Here is a 21,275-nt window from a genome sequence, read left to right as displayed (position 1 = left end):
CCGGGATTACGGCCACGCAGGGCCGGGAATCCAACGAGCGGTCTCCGTCAGCTCGTCACTATGCCAGTGACAGCCGACAGATACAGGAATCCAGCGACATGTGCCGGGCTCGCGGCTGGATTCCGGTTTCGCACCGGAGCCTGCGCCCGGACGGCGCGAAGCGCCGATCCGGGTGATGCGCCCCGGAACGACCGGGAGCATTCAGGCCTGGGTCGCCCCGCTCAGCAGGCCACCTGGCCGCAGCGGGCCATGTTGATCTTCTGCTGCAGGGCGCCGCGGCCGACCGCGCCGACCACCACGTCGGAGCCGACCACGTAGCTCGGCGTGCCGTTGAGGCCGAGCGCCTCGGCGAGCCGCAGGCTCTCCTCCAGGCTGGCGCGGACCTCCTCGCCGTTCATGTCGCGCTCGACGCGGGCGACGTCGAAGCCGGCCTCCTTGGCGGCGGCGAGGGCCTTCGCCTTGTCGACCTGGCCGCGGCCGTTCAGGAGACGCTGGTGGAAGTCGAAGTACTTCTTGCCGGTCTTGTCCTGCAGCCGCACCGCCGCGGCGACCCGGGCGGCGTCGACCGAGCCTTCGCCGAGCACCGGGAACTCCTTGAGCACCACGCGCAGCTTGGGATCGGCCTGCATCAGCGCCTGGAGATCGCCCAGCGCGCGCTTGCAGTAGCCGCAGTTGTAGTCGAAGAACTCGACCAGGGTGACGTCGCCCTGCGGGTTGCCGACGACCACGTGGCGCGGCGAGTTGAACAGCGCCTCCGCGTGCTTCTGCACGGCCAGCTTGGCCTTCTCGGCGTCGGCGGTGGCCTGCTTCTTCTCGAGCTCGGCCAGCACCTCCTGCAGGATCTCGGGGTTCTTGAGGAGATAGTCGCGGACGATCTGCTCGATCTCGCCGCGCTGGGGCGCCGAGAAGCTCTGCGCGGCGAGCGGCGCGGCGAGCGCCGGCAGGAGGACGGCGGCGATCGCGAGCGCGCGCAGCGGACGGCGGAACGGCATCGAAGGAATCCTTTTCGGTTACGGGCGGCGGCCGCCGGACGTGCCGGTCGGACGGACGCTGGCGATGTCGTCGGCCTTGACCCAGCCGGGCGAGCCGACCGGCATGCGCTCCTTGGCGCGCAGGGCGAGCTGACGGGCCGTGCGGGAATCGCCGCGGGCGAGCGCGGCCTGCGCGGCGGCGAGATCGGCCTGGGCGATGTCGCCCTTGCGGCCGTAGGCCTTGGCGAGCTGGGCGTAGCCGTCGGCGATGTCGGGATCGGTCAGCAGGGCCTTCTGCAGATGGCCGATCGCCTCGTCGGCGGCCTTCGGATCGTTGGTCGCGATCAGCGCCTGGGAGAGCATCACCTGGATCAGCAGAGGGCTCGGCGCGAGGCCGACGGCGCGGCGCAGCGGCGCCAGCGCCTCGGCCGGGCGCCCCGCTTCCAGCAGCATCTGGCCCTTCAGCTCGTAGAAATAGGGATTGTTCGGCTGCGCCTGGATCAGCCCGTCGATCTGGGCGATCGCCTGCCGCAGATCGCCGTGCCGATAGGTCGAGATGGCGCGGGCGTAGCGGGCCGGCAGGCTCTGGTCGGACAGCGGATAGTGCCGCGCGACGATGCCCGGCTGGTCCAGGAAGCCGTGCAGCTTCGCCCGCATCATGTCGTGGCGGAGCTGGAGCTCGGGCGAGTCCTTCTTGTCCCAGAACTGCGTCTTTCCGATCTCCTGGAGCGCGGCGATGCGCTCGCGCGGCATCGGATGCGACATCAGGTAGGGATCGGCCCCCTGCGAGGCGAACAGCTGCTGGTCGGCGAAGCGCTTGAACGTCTCCACCATGCCGCGCGCCGACTGGCCCGTCGAGGTGAGGAACTTGACGCCGGCGCGGTCGGCCTGTTCCTCGTGCTGCCGCTGATAGGCGAGCAGCGAGCGTTGGATCATGCTGGTCGGCGCCGCCATGGCGACGGCCGCCGGATTGCCGCCGACCTGGCCCGAGCGCGAGCCCGCCACCGCGGCGCCGAGGCCGAGCAGCACCGCGATGATCGCCATGGTGCTGGCGTTGGCGAGCTCGGTGCGCAGCTTGGCGAGATGGCCGCCGGCGATGTGGCCGGTCTCGTGCGCCAGCACGCCGATGATCTGGTTCGGCGTCTGCGAGTCCATCAGGGCGCCGGCGTTCACGAAGATGCGGCGGCCGTCCATCACGAACGCGTTGAAGCCGCGGTCGTTGATGATGATGACCTTGACGTTCTGCTGGGCGAGACCGGCCGCCTTGAGGATCGGCCGCGTGTAGTCGCGCAGCAGCTGCTCGATCTCGGCGTCGCGAATCAGCGGCATGCGCTGCGCGTGGGCCGGCGTCGGCAGGCTCGTCACCGTGACGGCGCACGCGACCGCGACCGCGACGGCGCGAGACGCCCGCAGGGTGAGCCGGCGCTTGACAGGGTCGCTCGCTGCGCTCATTCGAACCGGTGCTTGGCCGCCACCGTGACCATACGCGGGTGGCCGGGCGTTCGACAACGGGCCGCGACGCGACCCGGTTGCATCCAACAACCTGCAGAATGCGGCAACAGCACGGCGCTCCCTCCGGGGCTCCCGCCCGCATCCGGCGCCGCGATCCTATTCGATTCGGCGAATTTCCCGAGGCTCTCATGACACCGGTCCGCGCCCGCCTGTGCCTGCCGTCGGCGCGCAGCGACGTTCCTCCCTTCATGGTCATGGACGTGATGTCGGCGGCGGCCCGCCTGGAGCAGGCCGGCCGCCACGTCGTCCACATGGAGGTCGGCCAGCCGGAGGCACCGGCCCCGGGCGTCGCGCTGGCCGCCGCCCGTGCGGCGCTCGGCGGCAGCGGCGCCGCGCTCGGCTACACCGAGAGCCTCGGCATGCCGAGCCTGCGGGCCCGCATCGCCCGCCACTACCGCGAGACCTACGGCGAGGAGGTCGATCCGGCGACCGTGCTGGTGACGACCGGCTCGTCGGCCGGATTCGTGCTCGCCTTCCTGGCGATGCTCGAGCCCGGCGACCGCGTGGCGCTGGCGGTGCCGGCCTATCCGCCCTATCGCCACATCCTCACCGCGCTCGGCTGCGAGCCGGTGCTGATCCGCACCGGTCCCGAGACGCGTTTCGCGCTGGAGCCCGAGGCGCTGCTCGCCGCCCATCGCGACAAGCCGCTGAAGGCCGTGCTGATCGCCTCGCCGGGCAACCCGACCGGCACCATGATGACGGCCGAGGCGCTGGCGCGCCTCGTCGGCACCGCCGAGGACGCCGGCATCGCCGTGATCTCCGACGAGATCTATCACGGGCTCGACTACGCCTTCCCGGCCACCACGGCGCTGTCGGCGTCGCGCAAGGCCGTGGTGATCAACTCGTTCTCGAAATACTTCTGCATGACCGGCTGGCGGGTCGGCTGGATGGTCGCGCCGGAGCCGCTGGTGCGGCCGATGGAGCGGCTGCACCAGAATCTCGCCATCTCGGTGCCGACGCTGTCGCAGGTGGCCGCCGAGGCCGCCTTCGAGGGCCGCGCCGAGATGGAGGCCGTCAAGGCCGGCTACGCCCGCAACCGCGACATCCTGACGACGGGGCTGCCCGCCTGCGGCATCGACCGGTTCCTGCCGGTCGACGGCGCGTTCTATCTCTATGCCGACGTCTCCGCCTTCACGCCGGACAGCCACGCCTTCGCCCGCGCGCTCCTGGAGGAGGCCGGCGTCGCGGTGACGCCCGGGCTCGACTTCGATCCGCACGAGGGGCACCGCTGGGTGCGCTTCTCCTACGCCCGCGCCGAGGCCGACATGATCGAGGCCGTCGCCCGCATCGGCCGCTGGCTGAAGGGGACGGGGTAGGGGGAGGGTCCGCGTCGGCGCCGTTCGCCGCGTTCATGGCACGCCGTGATCCGTGCTAAGTGACGGCGCATGACTCCGTCGGTCGACTCTCTGCTTCTCGGCGCCGCCGCGGCTGCGGCCGTCGTCCTCGGCCTGGGCTGGCTCGCCCACCGGGTGCTGCTGCTCGGCCTCAAGGCGCCGCGCGTGCCGCACGACTGCGGGCCGCACGATCTCGGGCTCCCGGCGGCGAGCGTGCGCGAGCTGTCGATCGCGGGCATGCGCGGCAAGCGGCTGTTCGCCTGGCTGGTGACGCCGGACGTCGCCACGGCGGCACCGCATCCGGCCGTGCTGGTGATGCACGGCTGGGGGTCCAACGCCGCCATGATGCTGCCCGTGGTGGCGCCGCTGCGGGAGGCCGGCTTCTCCGTGCTGCTGCTCGACGCGCGCTGTCACGGTCGCAGCGACGACGAGGACTTCGCCTCGATGCCGCGCTTCGCCGAGGACATCGCGGCCGGCCTCGGCGTTCTGCGTGCGCAGCCGGGCGTCGATCCGGGGCGCATCGGCCTGATCGGCCATTCGGTCGGCGCCGCCGCGACGCTGCTGCACGCCTCGCGCGATCCCGCCGTGCGGGCCGTGGTCAGCATCTCGGCCTTCGCGCATCCGGGCGAGCTGATGCGGGCCTGGCTTTCGCGGGCGCGCATCCCCTATCCGGTGATCGGGTGGGCCATCCTGCGTCACGTCGAGCGCACGATCGGCGCGCGCTTCGCGGCCATCGCGCCGCTCGCCACCGTCCGGCGGGTCGGCTGCCCGGTGCTGCTGGTGCACGGCCGGCACGACGCGACCGTGCCGTTCTCCGACGCCGAGCGGCTCGCCGCCGCCGCGCCGCATGCGACGCTGCTCGCGGTCGACGGCGACCACGATCTGCGCGACGCGCTCGCCCCGTTCACGGACGAGCTGGTGGCGTTCCTGATCGCCGCGACCCGCGCGCCGGCGCTCGCCGACGCGTGAGCCCTGGCGGCGCCGGCCCGGCGTCAGTTGTGCTTCTTGACCCAGATGTTCAGCGACTGCCAGTCCTGCGCGGCGTTGATCCGGGCCCGCTCCCACGGGTCGACGAAGCCGTCGGCGCGGGCCCGCATCTTCATGGCCTGGATGCGGGTCTGGCCCTGCACGAGCTGCACGGTCTCACCATAGGTGAGGCGGCCGCTCTGGACGCCCTGATAGATGCGCTGGCCCTGACGGGCCTGACGGTTGTCGATCGGGCCGGCGACGGCGGCCGTCGCGGTGGCGACGAGGGCGCCGGTGATCAGGATGGTCTTCAGGATGGTCATGGCACGCTCCTCTGGATGGGGTCTCGGATCGTCTGTCGCCTTCGGCGGACGCATCGTCGCGTCGTGCCGGGCTTCGACGATTCGGGACCCGGCGGAGCCTGCCGGTTCGTCCCCCACGCAGAATTAATTGATGAATAATCAGTCAGATAGGTGGCACGGTCGGGGCACGCGGGACGGAATTTCCATCGCCCGGAAGAGACGCTCAGCAGGCCAGTCCGGCGTCTATGGCGGCCTGCGCGAGCCTGATGGCGTCGTCGCGCGAGGGCGCGTCGGCCGAGGTGGTGAAGGCGTCGAGATCGGCGCTGGCACTGGTCGCCGCGGCGGCCTCGGCACGGCGGACGACGGCGCGCCACAGGCCGGGCTCGCGCTCGAACGGCTCGATGGCGTACCCGGCATAGGCGGTCATCGGCGGCTCCCTCGGTCCTGCGGACAAATCCGGCCGGCCGGACCGGGTTCCGCACCGGCGAACCGGCCGGCCGGCGGGGCCGGCCCGCACGGCCCTGCGCGCCGTGCGGCTGCGACGATTGCGACGGTCTTATGAACTGGCGAACCGCCGTGCCGCGCGCTCTAATCGGGCCGATGCGGGCGGAGGGATCGCCATGAAGACCCGGATCATCGAGCATCTCGGCCAGTCCGACATTCTGCTGCCGTCGCTGATCGCCGAGGCGCTCGCCGCCAACGACCGCGCCAAGCTGCGCATGAGCGTTCTGCAGGCGGCCGCCCAGCACGCCCGGCGGCCGGGCGGGCCGGCGCCGGACCTCGCGGCCGAGGCGCGCGCCGCCGGACTCGATCCGCAGGGGCTGCGCGGCCTGGTGCTGGGCGCCCGTTCCGGCCCGGGCGAGGTCGTCGCCGCGCCCGGGCTCGATCGCCTCAAGGCGGGCCTCGTCGCCGACGGCGAGGCGATGATCGCGCCGATCGCCGCCGCCGATCCGGCCGCCGGCGCCGCCGCCACGGCGCGGCTCGCGCGGGTCTCGGTCGACCTCGCGGCGCCCGGGCCGGACCAGATCGCACTCGCCGCCATCGCCCATCTCACCGCGGCACCGCACGATCCGGACGACGACACGCTGCACCGGCTGGTCATGGACCTGCATCGCGAGATCAACCGCCTCGCCGCCGCCTGCGCCGAGGAGACGGTGGCGGGCGCCCGCGCCCACGGGCTCGCCGACGCGGACCGGCCGCTGGTCGAGGCGTTCATGTGCGGCGTCGAGTCGACCCGCGGCCTCAAGTTCGATCATCCCGGTCTCGACACGCTGGCGACCCGGGTCGGCGAGCGCCTGGTGCTGCAGAACGACATCGGCACCACCGACGCGCACGTGCTGGTCGTCGCCGTCACCCGCGACGAGGTCACGGTCACATATTCGGACGTGCACCGGCCGCGCGCCCAGTTCTTCACCGGCCTGCTCGACGGCTTCCCGGTGCGCTGGAGCGGGCTCGAGCCGGCGCGGGCCGCCGGGCTCGGCGAGGGCGCCGCGTTCTATCTGGTCACCGGGCGGCTGGCCGGCGATCCGGCCGCGCAGGCGGCGTTCCTGGAGGCGCTCGGCGCTTCGCTGGTCTTCCTGATCGACTGGAACCGGGCGCGAAAGATCCTGCGCACCCTGCTCGGCAAGGGTGACGCCGTGCGGGTGCTGGAGCGCGCCGCCCGCATGCGGGTCGGCCACCGCGCCTTCCTGGAGCTCGGCGGCGCCGAGCTGATCGCCGCGGCGGTGCGCCACGCGGCGCCGACCCGCATCGGATTCGGCGAGCGGCTCGACGACGTGCTCGGCCGCGCGGCGGCGCTCGACTTCGTGGTCGGGGTGCTCGCCATCGCCACCGAGACGCTGCGCGAGGGGCGCTCGCTGCGCCTCGCCAACAACGCCGTGGAGGCCGAGCTCGCCCGCCATCTCGACCGCTCGGACAGCCAGCTGCTCGCCGTCGCGGTGCGGCAGGCGGGCCTCGCCCGCGAGATCGCCGCCCGCATCGCCGCCGATCTGGCCGAGCGCATCGCCGGCCGCCCCGGCCAGGGCACGGCGCTCACCGCCCATGCGCGCCGCATCGAGGTGAAGGCCGACCGCATCGCCGTCGAGGCGCGCGCCGCGGCGCGGCGGCTCAATGCCGGCGAGACGATCGCGCGGCTGGTCGACACGGTGGAGGAGGCGATCGACGAGCTCGAGCAGGCGGCGTTCCTCGCCTCGCTGATCGATCGCGGCACCGATACCGCGGTGCTGCGCGAGCTCGCCAGCCTGTGCGACGCGGTGGTCGGTGCCGCCGAGGCCGCGGCGATCGGCATCGACGCCGCCGCCGACGTGCCGGAGGGCCGGCGTGCCGATTCCGACGATGCGCTCGCGGCGGCGTCGCGGCTGGTCGAGCTCGAGCACGACTGCGATGCCACCGAGCGCACCCTCACGGCGCTGGTGCTGCGCGGCGAGGGGCCGGCGCGCGCCCTGATCGGCGCGCTCGAGCTCGCCCGGGCGCTGGAACGCGCCAGCGACCGGCTCGCCGCCGCCGGCCATCTGGTCCGCACCCATGTTCTCGCCCACCTCTCCGCGTGAGGAGCGGACCATGACGATCGTCAGGCTGGGATCGGGCGACGGGGCGGACTTCGAGGCCGAGGCGATCGGCGCCAAGGCCGCCAACCTGCACCGGCTGATGCGGCTCGGGGCGCCGGTGCCGCCCGCCTTCGTGCTGCCGATCGCCCTGTGCGGCGCCGTGCTGGCCGGCGACCCGGCCGCCGCGGCGCAGGTGCGGGCGGCGCTGCGCGAGGGCATCGCGTTTCTCGAGCAGGCCACCGGGCGGCGCTTCGGCGACCGCCGCAGCCCGCTGCTCGTCTCGGTCCGCTCGGGCGCGGCGCGCTCGATGCCCGGCATGCTCGACACCGTGCTGGACGTCGGCGCCACCCTGACGGCGGTGCGCGGGCTCGTCCGCGCCACCGGCAACCCGCGCTTCGCCTACGACTGCCGGCGCCGTCTGCTCGAGTCCTATGGCGAGACCGTGCTCGGCGTCGCCCGAACCGCCTTCGCGGCGCGCCGCGCCGAGCTGATGCGCGGCGAGGGCGTCGCCACGGAGGACGATCTCGACGGCGAGGCGCTGGAGCGGCTCGCCGCGGCCTGCGAGGAGGTGTCGTCACGCGCCGGGGCGGGCGTTCCGGACGATCCGGTGGCGCAGCTCGAAGCCGCCGCCATGGCGGTGTTCCGCTCCTGGACCGGCGATCGCGCCGAGGCCTACCGGGCCCTGGAGGGGCTCGGCGACCTGCGCGGCGTCGCCGTCACGGTGCAGGCGATGGTGTTCGGCAATCGCAGCCTGCGCTCCGGCGCCGGCGTGGCCTTCTCGCGCGATCCGTCGACCGGCGCGGCCGCGCCCGTGGTCGAGATGCTGTTCGCGGCGCAGGGCGAGGACGTGGTGTCGGGCCGGCGCACGCCGCAGTCCGGCGAGGCCTTCGCGGCGGCGCTGCCGGAGGCGGCCGCCCGGCTCGGCGACCTGCTGGTCCGGCTGGAGCGCGAGTTCGCGGACGTGCAGGACGTCGAGTTCACGGTCGAGGACGGGACCTTGTGGATCCTGCAGACCCGCGCCGCCAAGCGCACCCCGGCGGCGGCGCTGCGCTTCGCCGTCGATTTCGTCCGCGCCGGGCTGATCGGGCCCGCCGAGGCGCTGCGCCGGCTCGCCGGCATCGACGAGGCGGCGCTGGTGCGCACCCGGCTCGTCGATGCGGGGCCGGCGGTGCTGCACGGCATCGCGGCGGCCGGCGGAGTCGCGGTCGGCCGGGCGGCGTTCGGGGCCGAGCGGGCCGTGGCGCTCGCCGCCGACGGCGATCCGGTCGTGCTGGTGCGGCCGGACACCAGCCCGTCGGACGTCGCGGGCTTCGCGGCCGCGGCCGGCATCGTCACGGCGGCGGGCGGACGCACCGCGCATGCCGCGCTGGTCGCGCGCCAGATGGCGAAGCCCTGCGTGGTCGGCTGCGCCGGGCTCGCGGTCGTCGCCGGCGAGGGCCGCGCCGGCTTCGCCGGGACGGTGGTGCGGGAGGGCGACTGGATCGCCGTCGACGGCGATCGCGGCACCGTCCATCTCGGCCGGCCGGCCGTCGCCTCCGAGCGTCCGGAGGGGCTCGACGAGATCGCCCGCTGGCGGGCCGCCTCCCGCGGCGCCGCCGACGGCGTGATGCCGGCCGGATAGGCGCTCCGGGCCGCGGCGAACGGACCTTCGGCCAAGAAGAAGGCGCCGCTCTCGCGAGCGGCGCCTCTGTCTTCGACCGTCTGTATCCGACCGTCTGTCTTCGACCGTCGCGCGGACGGCGCGATGGATCAGCCCTTGTCGCCGAGCAGCCGGCGGGCCCACCAGCCGGTGCGGCGCGGCTTGGCCGACTCGCTCTCCGACGTCTCGGTGACGACCGGGGGGGCGGGCGGCGGCTCGGCCGCGACCGGCGGCGGCTCGACCGGGCGCGGCGAGGCGTCGCCGTTGGCGGACGACAGGCCGTTGCCGAGCACGAAGGTCACCGGCTCGCGCACCGTCGAGCGGCGGCGCGGCGGCTCGGCCGGAGCCGGAGCGGCCTCGGCCGGCGGCGTCGGCGCGACGGTCTCGGCCGGCCGGGCGATGGTCTCGGGGGCGAGCGCCTGCAGGGGCTCCGGCGGCTCGATCGGCCCGAAGTCCGGCGGCGGCGGGGGCGCCTCGACGTGGCGACGGCCGCGGCCGCGGCGCGGCTCGACCGGGCGCACCGGGGCGTCGAAGCCGGCCTCCGGCTCGGGCAGGTTCTCCGGGCCGATCTCGTCGCTGGCCGTCACGACTGCGGGCGAGTCGGCCGGGATAGCCGGCGTCTCCGCCGCGCCGAGGTCCGGCACGGCCGAGGCGGGCAGCTCGGGCTGCTCGCCGGCCGGGATCTCCTCGCCGAGGCGCGGGCCGCCGAAATCCTCGATGGCGTGGGCGAGCTCGGGCTCGACCAGGTCGAAGCTCGGCTCCGGGGAGCCGAACGGCGCCGGGCCGCCCTCGCGGCGGTTGCGGCGGCCACCGCGGCGGCCGCGCCGGCGGCGCCGGCGGCTGGCCTCGTCGCCGTTGTCGGCGGCCTCGCCGGGCGCACCGTTGCGGGGCGGGCGGGCGGATTCGGCATCGCCCTCCGGCTCGCCGCCGTCGTGATCCTCGTCGGCGACCTCGGGCTCGCCGCTCTCCGCATCGGCCGGGGCGCGGGCGGCGACCGGACGCTCGCCGCGCTCCTCGCGCTCGTCGCCGCGGCGGCCGCGCCGGCGGCGCCGGCGGCGCCGGCCGCGACCTTCGCCCTCGCCGTTCTCGGCCTCGGCCTCGGCGCGCTCCTCGGTCTCCTCGGCCTCCTCCTCGATCTCGGCCTCGTAGGCCTCGACCTCGACGTCGTCCTCGTCCTCCTCCTCGACCCGGGCGGGGGGCGCCAGCGCCGCGGCCGACTGCGCCGCGATGGCGCGCGCCTGCTCGAGCGAGTGCACCTGCTCGTTCTTCTCGATGACGAACGGATGCGCGCCCATCACGCTCTCGTCCGCCTTCACGGTGAGGACCAGGCGGAAGCGCTGCTCGAGCTCGCTCAGATGCGCGCGCTTGTGGTTGAGCATGTAGAGCGCCGTCGCGGTGCCGGTGCGGATCGTGAGATTGTGCGTCGCGCCGCGCATCAGCGTCTCTTCGAGCATGCGCAGGCACTGCAGCGCGACCGACGAGACCGAGCGCACGTGACCGGTGCCGCCGCAGTGCGGGCACTTCTCGGTCGAGCTCTCGAACACGCTGGTGCGGATGCGCTGCCGCGACATCTCCATCAGGCCGAAATGCGAGATGCGGCCGACCTGGATGCGGGCGCGGTCGTTCTTCAGGCACTCCTTCAGCTTGCGTTCGACGGCGCGGTTGTTTCGCTTCTCGTCCATGTCGATGAAGTCGATGACGATCAGGCCGGCGAGATCGCGCAGGCGCAGCTGCCGGGCGACCTCCTCGCAGGCCTCCAGATTGGTCTTGAGGGCGGTGTCCTCGATGTGGTGCTCGCGCGTCGCGCGGCCGGAGTTCACGTCGATGGCGACCAGCGCCTCGGTCTGGTTCAGCACGATGTAGCCGCCCGAGCGCAGCTGCACGGTCGGCGAGAACATCGCGTCGAGCTGGGTCTCGACGCCGTAGCGGGTGAGCAGCGGCTGCGGCTCGGCGTACAGCTTCACGTTCTTCGCATGGCTCGGCATGAGCATGCGCATGAAGTCCTTGGCCTCGCGATAGGCCGCCTCGCCGGCGACCACGACCTCGTCGATCTCCTTGTTGTAGAGATCGCGGATCGCCCGCTTCACCACCGAGCCTTCCTCGTAGACCAGGGTCGGCGCCGACGACTTCAGGGTGAGGTCGCGGACCTGCTCCCACACGCGCAGCAGATACTCGAAGTCGCGCTTCACCTCGGTCTTGGTGCGCGCCGCGCCGGCGGTGCGCAGGATCACGCCCATCCCCTCCGGAACCTCGAGGTCCTGGGCGATCTCCTTCAGGCGCCGGCGGTCCTGGGTGTTGGTGATCTTGCGGCTGATGCCGCCGCCGCGGGCCGTGTTGGGCATCAGCACCGAGTAGCGGCCGGCGAGCGAGAGGTAGGTGGTCAGCGCCGCACCCTTGGTGCCGCGCTCCTCCTTGACGACCTGCACCAGCATGACCTGCCGGCGCTTGATCACCTCCTGGATCTTGTACTGGCGACGGTGACGCGGGGCACGGTCGGGCAGCTCCTCGAGCGCGTCGGCTCCGCCGACCGACTCGACGATCTCCTCTTCCTCCTCCTCCTCGTCGTCCTCGTCCTCGTCCTCCTCCTCGTCGTCGTCCTCCTCGTCGAGGTCGTGACCGTTGCCGGTGCCGGCCGGCGGCAGGATCTCGCCCTCGATCGGGGCGGGCTCGGCCGGGGCGGCGGACTCGGTCGCGGGCGACTCGGTCGCGGGCGACTCGGTCGTGGACGATTCGGTGGCGGACGATTCGGTCGCGACCAGCTCGGTCGCGGCGACGTCGCCCTCGGAGCGGGCGAAGGCGATCTCGGTCTGCGCCTCGCCGGCGGACGGGACGGGCGGGGCGAGCTCGGCGGTCTCGGACGGCGCGGCGGCCTCGGCCGGCGGCACCGGGGCGACCGCATCGGGCGCCGCCTCGGCCGCGGGGGCCGGACCGGCCGACCCGGCGGGCTCGGCGGCCGGCGCGACGTCACCCGCCGGCTCGATGTCGCTCTCGGAGCGGGCGAAGGCGACCTCGCTCTCGGTCTCGCCCTCCGGCTTGGTCTCCTGGCCGTGCAGCGATTCGCCCTGCGGGAGCTCGGCGCTCTCGGCGGCGGCGGGCGCCGGCTCGGCCAGCGGGGCGCTGGCCACGCGGTCGTCGCGATGCGGCGGGCGCCCGGCGGCGATCTGGCGCTGGCCGCCGGAGCGTGCGGCGGCGCGGCGGTCGGCCTCGGCCTCGGCGGCCCGGTGGGCGCGCTCCTCCTCGTCGATCAGCACCTGCCGGTCGGCGACCGGGATCTGGTAGTAGTCGGGGTGGATTTCGCTGAAGGCCAGGAAGCCGTGGCGGTTGCCGCCGTAGTCGACGAACGCCGCCTGGAGCGACGGCTCGACCCGGGTGACCTTGGCCAGGTAGATGTTGCCTCTGAGCTGTCGGCGGCTCGCCGACTCGAAATCGAATTCCTCTACGCGGTTTCCACGGAGCACGACGACCCGGGTCTCTTCCGGGTGGGTCGCGTCGATGAGCATCTTATTCGCCATGTCGGTGTCTCTGTGCGGCGCGGCCGCGCGCCGTCCGGTCTCGCGCTGAGACCGGTCCGGTGCGTCGGACGATGCAGGCCGAAGGGGGGGTGGAAGCAAAGGGTACGAAGCGCGAGTCGCGGTCCGCGGGCCGAGGACGGGAGCGCCGGCGCTCTTCCATAGCGCCCGACGATGTGCTCCTCGTTCATTGTCCCGGACATCGGCTCCGAATCCTGGGGTGCTGGGCCACGCGCGGTGGCCTCGACGGTCAATGGCTGGGGATTTTTCGCGTGAACGTCCGACCGGATCGCAAACGCATCAAATCGTCCTTCGAAGGAGGCGGCCTCGTGCTGCAGGCCTCTCGCTGCAGGCCTATCGCTGCCGACCGTTTCCGCGATCCGCCGCGCGCGGCGGCGGCGAAAACGGCGGACGGACCTTCGGACGTCCCGGGCGCCGGATCGTGGGGCTCCTGGACGCTTTCGATCCACCAGCGTCTCTTATTAAGGCGCGTCATGCCCTATTGGCAAGCCGCATGCGTTTCACGGACAGGCGAGCACGCGTCGGGAATCGCTGGCCTGTCAGCCATTTGCCTCGTTCGCGGGCAATCCGCTACGGTGCCCGGCGGGGGGCGGCGGCCGCGGCCGCCGCGAGAAAGCCCACGTTAACCGCCAGAGTTTATTCGGGAACCGGCACGGGGAGGCATGCCAGGGTGGGACGGGGTCTGGTCCTCGCGCTGATCGTTGCCGTCGTCGGCGGCGCGCTGCACGTGCCTGCGGCATGGGCGGCCGAGCAGGCCCGCGCCTCCGATCCGGCCGGCCCGGCCGGTCCCGCCGGCGCTCCGGCGGCCCCCGACGTGCCGGTGGCGACCGCCGCGCGCCTCGCGGGCGACGTCGGCCAGACCCGATTCGTCGTCGACCTGTCGCGGTCGATCGAGGTGCGGGCGTTCACCCTGGCCGACCCCTACCGGGTGATCGTCGACATGCCGCAGGTGACGTTCCAGCTCCCGGCCAAGGCCGGCGAGCGGTCCCGCGGCCTGGTCAAGGCGTTCCGCTACGGCCTGGTGATGCCGGGCGGCTCGCGCATCGTCATCGACACCACCGGCCCGGTGCGGGTCGAGCGGGCCTTCGTGCTCGACGCGGCCGACGGCCTGCCGGCCCGGCTGGTGCTCGACCTCGCGGCGGTCGACCGGGCGACCTTCCTGCGCGCCGCCGCGATCGACAACCGGCTGCCGCGCGAGCCGCGGCGCAGCGACCGCGACCCGGCGCCCGACGGCGACCCGCGGCCGATCGTGGTGGTCGATCCCGGCCATGGCGGCATCGACAACGGCACCCGCGCCCCGAGCGGCGAGGACGAGAAGTCGATCGTGCTCGCCTTCGGGCTGATGCTGCGCGACAAGCTGGAGCAGACCGGCAAGTACCGGGTGGTGATGACCCGCTCGGACGACCGCTTCGTCTCGCTCGGCGAGCGGGTGCGGCTCGCCCGCCAGCGCGAGGCGGCGCTGTTCATCTCGATCCACTGCGACGCGCTCGCCCGCGGCAGCGGCGACGCGGCCGGCGCGACCGTCTACACGCTCTCCGAGCACGCCTCCGACGCCGAGGCGGCCCGCCTCGCCGAGGCCGAGAACAAGGCCGACGTGATCTCCGGCGTCGACCTCTCGGCCGAGCCGGACGACATCGCCGACATCCTGATCGACCTCGCCCAGCGCGAGACCAAGAACTACGCCGGCCAGTTCGCCCGCACCCTGGTGGGGGAGTTGAAGTCCGCCGCCCGGCTGCACAAGCATCCCCTGAAGTCGGCCGGCTTCCGGGTGCTCACCGCCCCCGACGTGCCCTCCGTGCTGGTCGAGCTCGGCTACGTGTCGAGCCGCGCCGACCTCAAGCAGCTCACCTCCGAGGCGTGGCGCGGCAAGGTGACCGACACCATCGTCCAGGCCGTCAACAGCTTCTTCCATCCCCGCCTCGCCGCCCCCGCCGCGCCCGCCGCCACCGCCGCGGGGGGCGGCGGTGGGGCGAATTGAGGGCAGGGCGGGGGGCGGCGCACGGCGCGGATCGCGGGGAGGGGCGTCGCCTGCAGGGAGCCCGCAGGGCGGAATGCGGGAGGGGGTGGCGCGGAACTACGGGGGCGGGGTCGGTGGGCTGATTCGGTGTGCACCCGCTCGGGGATCTCCAGTAAAGTTTGATTGCGACTCGCGGCTCCAACGGCAATTATAGCGCGAGCTCGGAGATGAATGCGTTCGGACCGAGCGTCAAGCCGGGTGCTGAATGGCCAACGCTAGCTGTGTGGTAATGTTTTCAGGAGGCCGTGATTCGTCTATTGCCGCAGTGCGACTGGCCCAACAAGGTGAGTCCTTGTGCCTGGTTACGGTCTCTTCGGGTCACTTGTTCGGCATCGAGAATGTCCGCAGAAGGTTGATCGAACTTAAGCCTCTCCTACCCCCGTCAACCATTTGGCTGCAGGTGCGACAACCGCATGACTTAAAGACGGATACGTCCTTCTACGAAATGACTTGTCTGCCCTGCCACCACTCATACGTGGTAGCATCATGCGTCATCGCCGCAAAGTACGCAGTTAAGCGGCTGGCCTTTGGGTATGCTCGTTATCAGAGCAACTGGCCAGAACAGACGCCGCTAGCCATCGAGCGGCTCAGAGCAACCCTTTCTCGCTACGGAATCATGCTCGAACTCCCGGCGTACGATCTCGACTCTCGGGAGAGCGCGATAGACACACTGAAGGTTCTTGGCGTCAGCACCGCATCGTTAGAACAAAAATGCATTCAACAGATTTCGAACGTAACTCTGACCGGCGAACGGCTTGCATCTCAGATAGATCTCTGGGAACGGGCTATACAAGCGTCCATGGCTCGATTGGACGACATTGCCATCGATGTGATCGATGAAATCGAGCTGGATATACTTTCATGATCTCAGTATCTACACTGCTGACACCATGGTCAGTATTGACCGCAACGGCCGGTCTAATTGCGTTCCATATCGGCCTCTACACTCTAGTTGGTCGAGAGCGCAAATCTCCCTATGTCATAAACGCGGTATTTCCTGTTTTTCTATTGTGCCTGTTTGTCGCAACCCTGGCGCTTGGCTCGCTTCTATTACCGCCGTGGGCGTCTGATTGGATTCTTCAGGCAAGCGTCGCATTCCTGACGCTGGCTTTTGCGATGTCGTTTATGGTTGTTTACCGAACTGCCGTTCGGTTCGTGTATTTTGTTGACAGTATCGGCTTCAAGCATTTGCCAGGTGTTCGCCAATTCAGGCGCCGCAAGAAGCTCAATGATCCAAAGCCGACCTTTGCTTATAGTCCGATGTCCACCAACGCCGATTTGCGGAAACAGGTTATTTGCATAGTTCAGCAAGCAATCGGTGTTCAGTTGGGTGACTTCGAAAAGAACGAGGTGCCGCTCGACTCGGTTGCTCTTCAAATTGCCGAGCAAAGAAGAGCAAACGAAATTCTGGCTCTGCTGTGTAAGGCATTCTTCGAGGAGAGTTTCTGCGTTCAATATTTAACCGCTTCACGTCACCCAATCGAATTTGTTGAATATCTCAAAGGAACCCAGCCGGACGACAACGTTTGGAGGAAGTGGGCAAAGGACTTGATCGTCATAGATGCCTATTCGCCTCATTTTGCATTTACGGATTCAGTGTACAAGAAGAAGGACGCGGCATTGGCCGGTATGGCGGTTCAGATAGTGACATCTAAAATGACTTATGCGGGCATGCATAGCGCGTCCTCAGAAGCCTTCAACCTTTTCGAGACGTCCTCCGGCGATAAAGTGCGGCGGCCAACGCTGGTGGTATACGAAGGCGCCTATGCGCTCACCGACCTTGAGTCGGCTGAACAGTACAGAATTTTCATACGCCATGTGATCCCTTCGGAAAAGATGTGGGGCGGCATGTTGACGGTGTTCATCGAGGGGTGTCAGAATTCAGTTGATTGGGAACTGCTTCGAGCATACGCCTCTATTGCTGGAAAAGTGGCTGGCAGTCTTGACGGCGGTGGATCGCGCTCGTGACGACGTGGAATTCATTTATCGACCCTCTGTATGGCCGGGTGCAACTCGGCGATACATTGGCTTCGCTTGTTTCAAAACCTTTGGTGCAGCGGCTCCGCCACGTACGCCTATCAAATATTGATTCGATTGACATACCCTCGATTGCGAACCTTTCCCGCTTTGAGCATGTTCTTGGTGTCGCTCATTTGGCCTGCCATTTATCGCTCAGAAATAAGCTTGATAGACGCGAGGTTCTAGTTCTCGAAGCCGCTGCTTTGTTGCACGATTGGGCCATCACGTCGTTTGGACATTTGGTTGAGGAAGCTCTACAATACGTCGGCACTGGCTTCGATCATGAGAAGCGACTTGAGGATGTAACGCTCAGGCAGGCAGAAGTCCTGGGAGCCGACCTTCAGATATTCGCCGGACGGGAGGCAGGCCTGCGCACCTGGGCGCGTAGTGCAGTCGGGCAGGATGAGCAAAAGCTATTGCAAGACATTATGGAGCACATCGATGGGAAGGGGCGGCTTGGGCGAGTAATCGCTGGAGATATCGACATTGACAACATTGATAACGTCTTCCGGATGGCTTTTCACATGGGCCTCCAGTTTGACAGGGAAATCCCTCTTAGATTGGCGAAATCTATCGTCGATGTAGAACCGGAAGCCGGCGAACCTGTTTTCCGTGCCGGATCCGAAGGAGACATAAATACGTGGCGCGAAGTACGGCGGCAAGTGTACGATCACCTGATGCTCGCGGAGCGCGATTTCGTGGGCAAGATCATGATTCTTTCTGCGACGGTTCAAGCCTTTCGAGCTCGTGAAATACTCCTAGTGGATTGGAAGATTGTGGACCACGACTTCCTTGTCCGCCTGACGGGATCCGAAACGAAAGAGGTGCGTGATACGGTTCAGCGTTGGTTAGCCGGTGAATTGTGGGTGTGTACGCCGATCTACTGGCTTAAGGGAACGCGACCTTCTTACCCGCAGTTGCTCAAGTTTTCTGAGGACCTATCTCATCGAATGGATCGCTATTGCTTCGCTTACGGGATCAAGGAGAAGCGCGAGCGAGTAGTTTCCGCTCATTTTGATGATGGGCGCCGAAAGACATTCGGCGCGAAGCCAGACCAGTGGTTATTTGGAGTCGCATCATCGGCAAAACGACCTTTCACTTCAAAGGATATTCGCGTCGTTTTGGAATTTGCCTGCGAGTCGTTTGGCACAAGCATAGTCCAGCCTGCTCACAAATCTGAAGAGAACGAGCAAGCGTGCCTATTCTAGATGTAATGCAACTCAAAAGGATAAACTGGGATTTTCCCCTCGCCGGCAACGTGAAGGGGTCTGTACAGTCGATTCATTGGTTCCCTGGCAACTTCATTGCCCAAATTCCCGCGGCTCTCATACACATATTGTCTGCTCCGGGAGATGTCGTGCTTGATCCATTTGCGGGAAGCGCGACTACGGGTATTGAGGCTGTGCGCTTGGGGCGAAATGCAATTGTGTCTGATCGGATGTCCGTTTCGAACATGATCGCTGCGGCAAAGGCAGCGCTCCTATCTGGCGCGATCGATGCTCGCTTCGTTGATGATCTGCTGGTGTTGCTTACCTTCGACCAGCAGTGCAGGACGAATTCCATCGGCGAGAAGGGGGAGGGGTCCGACGAGGCTTTGTGCGATTGGTACTCTGAGGATACATTATCCCAGCTGCGTTTTCTTTGGAAGATTATTGAAGACAAGGGAGCTCGCGAGCGTGATGTACTTCTAGCGCTTTTCTCAGACGTCCTCTTTCAATGCGCCTCTACAGGCGGGGCCGCAACTCGGACCGGGAAAAAGCGGCGGCACCATTGGGGGTGGGTGGCTGATAATGTTCTTCCCAAAGAGAAGATCGAACACAATGCCATAGAACTTTTTCGAGAGCGCCTCCTGGCCTTACCGACACAGGAAATATTGCTCCATCGGACATCTGGTACCCTTACAATCCTCCAGCAGGACGCTCGTTTCTTGTCGTTACGAAACTCCTCTGTGGACTTGGTGGTCACCTCTCCTCCATATGTGGGCATGATCGACTACGTTCACGCAAACCGGCTGATCTACTTGTGGATGGGGTGGCCCTTAAAAGATGAGCGGCAAGCCGAGATAGGTGCTCGCTTTCGACGAAAGCGAAAGAGCGCGGTTGACGAGTACTTCAGTGAAATGCGTGCTGTTCGAAACGAGATTGTTCGCGTTCTCAAGCCGGAAGGCTTCTGCGCCTTGGTGTTAGGGGAGTCGCGGCGTTTCCCGGGCGCAGCGCAGCAAGTGTTCTCTGATTTTGGTATGCTCACAACACTTCAGTGGGGCCCGGTTGCAAGAAATCCCAGTCGGCGGAGGGTCTCGGAGCGGGGCGCGAGTGAACCTATTGAGTATATAGCGATTTTTCAAAAGCAATGATTATCGGCATCTTCGGAGGGTCTTGCGTTGGGAAGTCGAGCACAGCGCGGCTGCTGGCTCGGCGACGCGGCCTTCCGCTCCGGTCTTGCGGCTCTCCTGTCAGAGAGGCCGCGGACTCCCTGAACGTGGGCCTGGATGAGGTTCCCGATGCCGTTCATCGGGCGATTGATGAGCAGACCGTCGCTTGGTCTCTTAACAACCAACCGTGCCTTGTGGAGGGAAGATTTTTAGACCATGTCCTGGCCGACCTCCCGGTAAAGCCGTTCCTCATCGAGTTGAGCACCACCATGGGAACTCGACAGGCCAGAGCTTGCAGTCGAGCCGGACATGTTGTCTCTATCGAAGAGCTGGAATTCTGGGACCGGGCTGATCTCAAGTTTCGCAAGCGAATGTACCTTGGACCGAGGCTCGGGCCAAATTTGAGCATAGATACGTCGACTAGTACGGTGCAAGAGTGCGTAGATCGACTGATCCAGGAGATTCCCTGGTAGGCTTGGGAACGCGACTAAGCCGGATACATCCGTATCCGGCGATGGTCCCTGACGAACTGGCTCTATCGCTCGTAAGCAGATTTGTGCCACCCGATGCGAGCGTGCTCGATCCGTTCTGCGGGTCGGGGCGCCTCCTTGCCGCAGCCACGCGGTCGCCCTTGCGGGTCGGCATCGATATCAATCCGCTGGCGTGGCTACTCACCCAGGCGAAGTTCGCGAAGGTTGATCCTCGAAGACTTAGAGCCATTATTGCCGGGATAAGCCGAGCAGAAGGTCATTCTCCTGAACCAGCATTTCTCGTAGGCCCAACCGAAAGGAAGGTAAAATGGTTCTCAAAGTCGGTGATCGAAGAACTGAGTAGGGTTGTTCAATGGCTGAATAGTTTAGATCTTTCCAAAAACGAATCTCTGCTGGTTGCGGCTGCCCTCAGCGCTGCGGTTCGCGATGTTTCGTTCGCCCGCGAGCAGGGCTGGAAGCTGCATAGACTGGATGCCGAATCGCGTCGCAAGTTCAGGCCGTGCCCTTGGGACCGACTAGCGAGGAGGCTTACGTACTGTCTAGAGGAACTCTCAAAACAAAGCTCAAGTCCGTGCGGACGAACGATTGTCAAAATTGGCGATTCCAGAACCCTAGCGTGTTCCGGAGAGAGCCCCGTCGCGAAGTATGGCCCGTTCGATGTTGTGCTGACTTCGCCGCCGTACGGCGATTCACGTTCCACCGTACAGTACGGCGCGGCGTCCTCCCTTTGTCTTTCCGTCGTCAGCCACTTGATCGGCTTCGACCATTTACGCGCGTCTGGCGGCTCTATCGATAGCGGTTGTCTAGGTGGAGCACCTGTCCATCGAAAGCCGTGGTTTAGCCCAAAGCCGTATTGGTCTGGGGCGGATCAGAGCCCTCAAGCTGCATCAATCTCCAAGTATCTCAGCGATTACGATGCAGTTTGTGATGGCTTGGTGGATCATTTGAGCCCTGATGGAAAGGCCGTCTTCGTAGTTGCCAGAAGGTCCGCCGGTGGTTACCGACTGAAGCTGGATGAATTCACTATTGATTGTTTTTCCCGTCGAGGATTTATACTGATTTTGAGAGAAGAGCGTCCATTGTCGCATAAGCGAACTCCCCGCCTGATAAACCGCTTCGGCCGAGATGCCACACGTCGTGGCTCTGCGTCTGCATTGGTGCCGACGATGAATAGCGAAATCGTTGTGGTGATGGCTAGGTCTTCTGTTCCCGGTGTCAAGCGACGTTCTTCTTGACGTGTGAGGCGTGCGCTTCCTCGAGGTGGGAACTAATGATACGTAAGCGCCCACCAAGATAGAATAACGGTGACAGTGCACTAAATTGTCGGACGCGGCCGTTGTCGCGTCCGGGTTGAAGAACACCGGCCGCGCTCCACTACGCCCGTCAGGCCGCGGTCCGCTTGCGCCGGGGGCGGCGCACAGCCGCCTCAGCCAGCCGCGCCCTCGCCCGCCGGGGCTTATCGAGCGCCCGGAAGCTCTCGATCGTAAGCGTCGTTTTGGCCCCACCTTCTTCGGGGGTTCGTGAGGGCGGAGGGTGCCGATCATCGAGGTCTGAATCGGAGATCGGCTTGTGTCTAA

Annotated in this window: 15 protein-coding genes; 10 read left to right on the top strand and 5 right to left on the bottom strand. The window is 67.9% G+C overall.

Annotation, left to right across the window (positions count from 1 at the left end; translation table 11 throughout):
* Positions 1-221 precede the first annotated feature (221 nt).
* Entirely contained in the window at positions 222-992 is a 771-nt protein-coding gene (locus J2S22_RS30520; RefSeq protein WP_272780502.1) for a DsbA family protein, read from the bottom strand.
* Positions 993-1,010: 18 nt separating this feature from the next.
* Positions 1,011-2,423, bottom strand: coding sequence for a M48 family metalloprotease (locus J2S22_RS30515; RefSeq protein ID WP_272780503.1), 1,413 nt, complete (start codon positions 2,421-2,423; stop codon positions 1,011-1,013).
* 188 nt (positions 2,424-2,611) lie between these two features.
* Between J2S22_RS30515 and J2S22_RS30510 the strand changes: the two genes are divergently transcribed.
* Positions 2,612-3,799, top strand: coding sequence for a pyridoxal phosphate-dependent aminotransferase (locus J2S22_RS30510; RefSeq protein WP_272780504.1), 1,188 nt, complete (start codon positions 2,612-2,614; stop codon positions 3,797-3,799).
* Positions 3,800-3,868: 69 nt separating this feature from the next.
* Positions 3,869-4,786, top strand: a complete 918-nt coding sequence (locus J2S22_RS30505) for an alpha/beta hydrolase (RefSeq protein WP_272780505.1) — start codon at positions 3,869-3,871, stop codon at positions 4,784-4,786.
* Positions 4,787-4,809: 23 nt separating this feature from the next.
* On the opposite strand, the gene J2S22_RS30500 is transcribed toward J2S22_RS30505, so the two are convergent.
* Together J2S22_RS30500 and J2S22_RS30495 are read right to left on the bottom strand one after the other, a co-directional pair.
* The gene (locus J2S22_RS30500) at positions 4,810-5,106 is read right to left on the bottom strand and encodes a hypothetical protein (protein WP_272780506.1); all 297 of its coding nucleotides are present in this window, start codon (positions 5,104-5,106) and stop codon (positions 4,810-4,812) included.
* A gap of 202 nt (positions 5,107-5,308) precedes the next feature.
* Positions 5,309-5,512, bottom strand: a complete 204-nt coding sequence (locus J2S22_RS30495) for a hypothetical protein (protein WP_272780507.1) — start codon at positions 5,510-5,512, stop codon at positions 5,309-5,311.
* A 193-nt stretch (positions 5,513-5,705) separates the two neighbouring features.
* On the opposite strand from J2S22_RS30495, the gene J2S22_RS30490 reads away from it, so the two are divergent.
* Both J2S22_RS30490 and J2S22_RS30485 read left to right on the top strand, forming a co-directional pair.
* Positions 5,706-7,634 carry a hypothetical protein gene (locus J2S22_RS30490; protein ID WP_272780508.1) on the top strand — a complete coding sequence of 643 codons (1,929 nt, stop codon included), beginning with the start codon at positions 5,706-5,708 and terminating at the stop codon, positions 7,632-7,634.
* A 10-nt stretch (positions 7,635-7,644) separates the two neighbouring features.
* Positions 7,645-9,252: a PEP/pyruvate-binding domain-containing protein gene (locus J2S22_RS30485; RefSeq protein ID WP_272780509.1), complete on the top strand. Its 1,608-nt coding sequence runs from the start codon at positions 7,645-7,647 to the stop codon at positions 9,250-9,252.
* A gap of 128 nt (positions 9,253-9,380) precedes the next feature.
* On the opposite strand, the gene J2S22_RS30480 is transcribed toward J2S22_RS30485, so the two are convergent.
* Positions 9,381-12,782, bottom strand: coding sequence for a ribonuclease E/G (locus tag J2S22_RS30480; RefSeq protein WP_272780510.1), 3,402 nt, complete (start codon positions 12,780-12,782; stop codon positions 9,381-9,383).
* Between the two features lie 688 nt (positions 12,783-13,470).
* Here J2S22_RS30480 and J2S22_RS30475 point away from each other — a divergent pair.
* The 6 genes from J2S22_RS30475 (at position 13,471) to J2S22_RS30450 (ending at position 20,933) form a co-directional block, all read left to right on the top strand.
* Positions 13,471-14,778 (top strand): N-acetylmuramoyl-L-alanine amidase, encoded by a 1,308-nt coding sequence (locus J2S22_RS30475; RefSeq protein WP_272780511.1) that lies wholly within the window; start codon positions 13,471-13,473, stop codon positions 14,776-14,778.
* Positions 14,779-15,022: 244 nt separating this feature from the next.
* Positions 15,023-15,682: an adenine nucleotide alpha hydrolase family protein gene (locus J2S22_RS30470; protein WP_272780512.1), complete on the top strand. Its 660-nt coding sequence runs from the start codon at positions 15,023-15,025 to the stop codon at positions 15,680-15,682.
* Entirely contained in the window at positions 15,679-16,785 is a 1,107-nt protein-coding gene (locus J2S22_RS30465) for a hypothetical protein (protein ID WP_272780513.1), read from the top strand. The genes J2S22_RS30470 and J2S22_RS30465 overlap by 4 nt, the downstream gene beginning before the upstream one ends.
* Positions 16,782-18,044, top strand: coding sequence for an HD domain-containing protein (locus tag J2S22_RS30460; RefSeq protein ID WP_272780514.1), 1,263 nt, complete (start codon positions 16,782-16,784; stop codon positions 18,042-18,044). The genes J2S22_RS30465 and J2S22_RS30460 overlap by 4 nt, the downstream gene beginning before the upstream one ends.
* Positions 18,032-19,189, top strand: a complete 1,158-nt coding sequence (locus tag J2S22_RS30455) for a DNA methyltransferase (protein WP_272780515.1) — start codon at positions 18,032-18,034, stop codon at positions 19,187-19,189. Before J2S22_RS30460 ends, J2S22_RS30455 begins: the two co-directional genes overlap by 13 nt.
* A gap of 454 nt (positions 19,190-19,643) precedes the next feature.
* Positions 19,644-20,933 (top strand): DNA methyltransferase, encoded by a 1,290-nt coding sequence (locus tag J2S22_RS30450; RefSeq protein WP_272780516.1) that lies wholly within the window; start codon positions 19,644-19,646, stop codon positions 20,931-20,933.
* Positions 20,934-21,275 lie beyond the last annotated feature (342 nt).

The sequence above is a fragment of the Rhodoplanes tepidamans genome, from assembly GCF_030813915.1.
Lineage (GTDB): Bacteria > Pseudomonadota > Alphaproteobacteria > Rhizobiales > Xanthobacteraceae > Rhodoplanes > Rhodoplanes tepidamans.
This window is presented reverse-complemented; position numbering and strand designations above follow the sequence as displayed.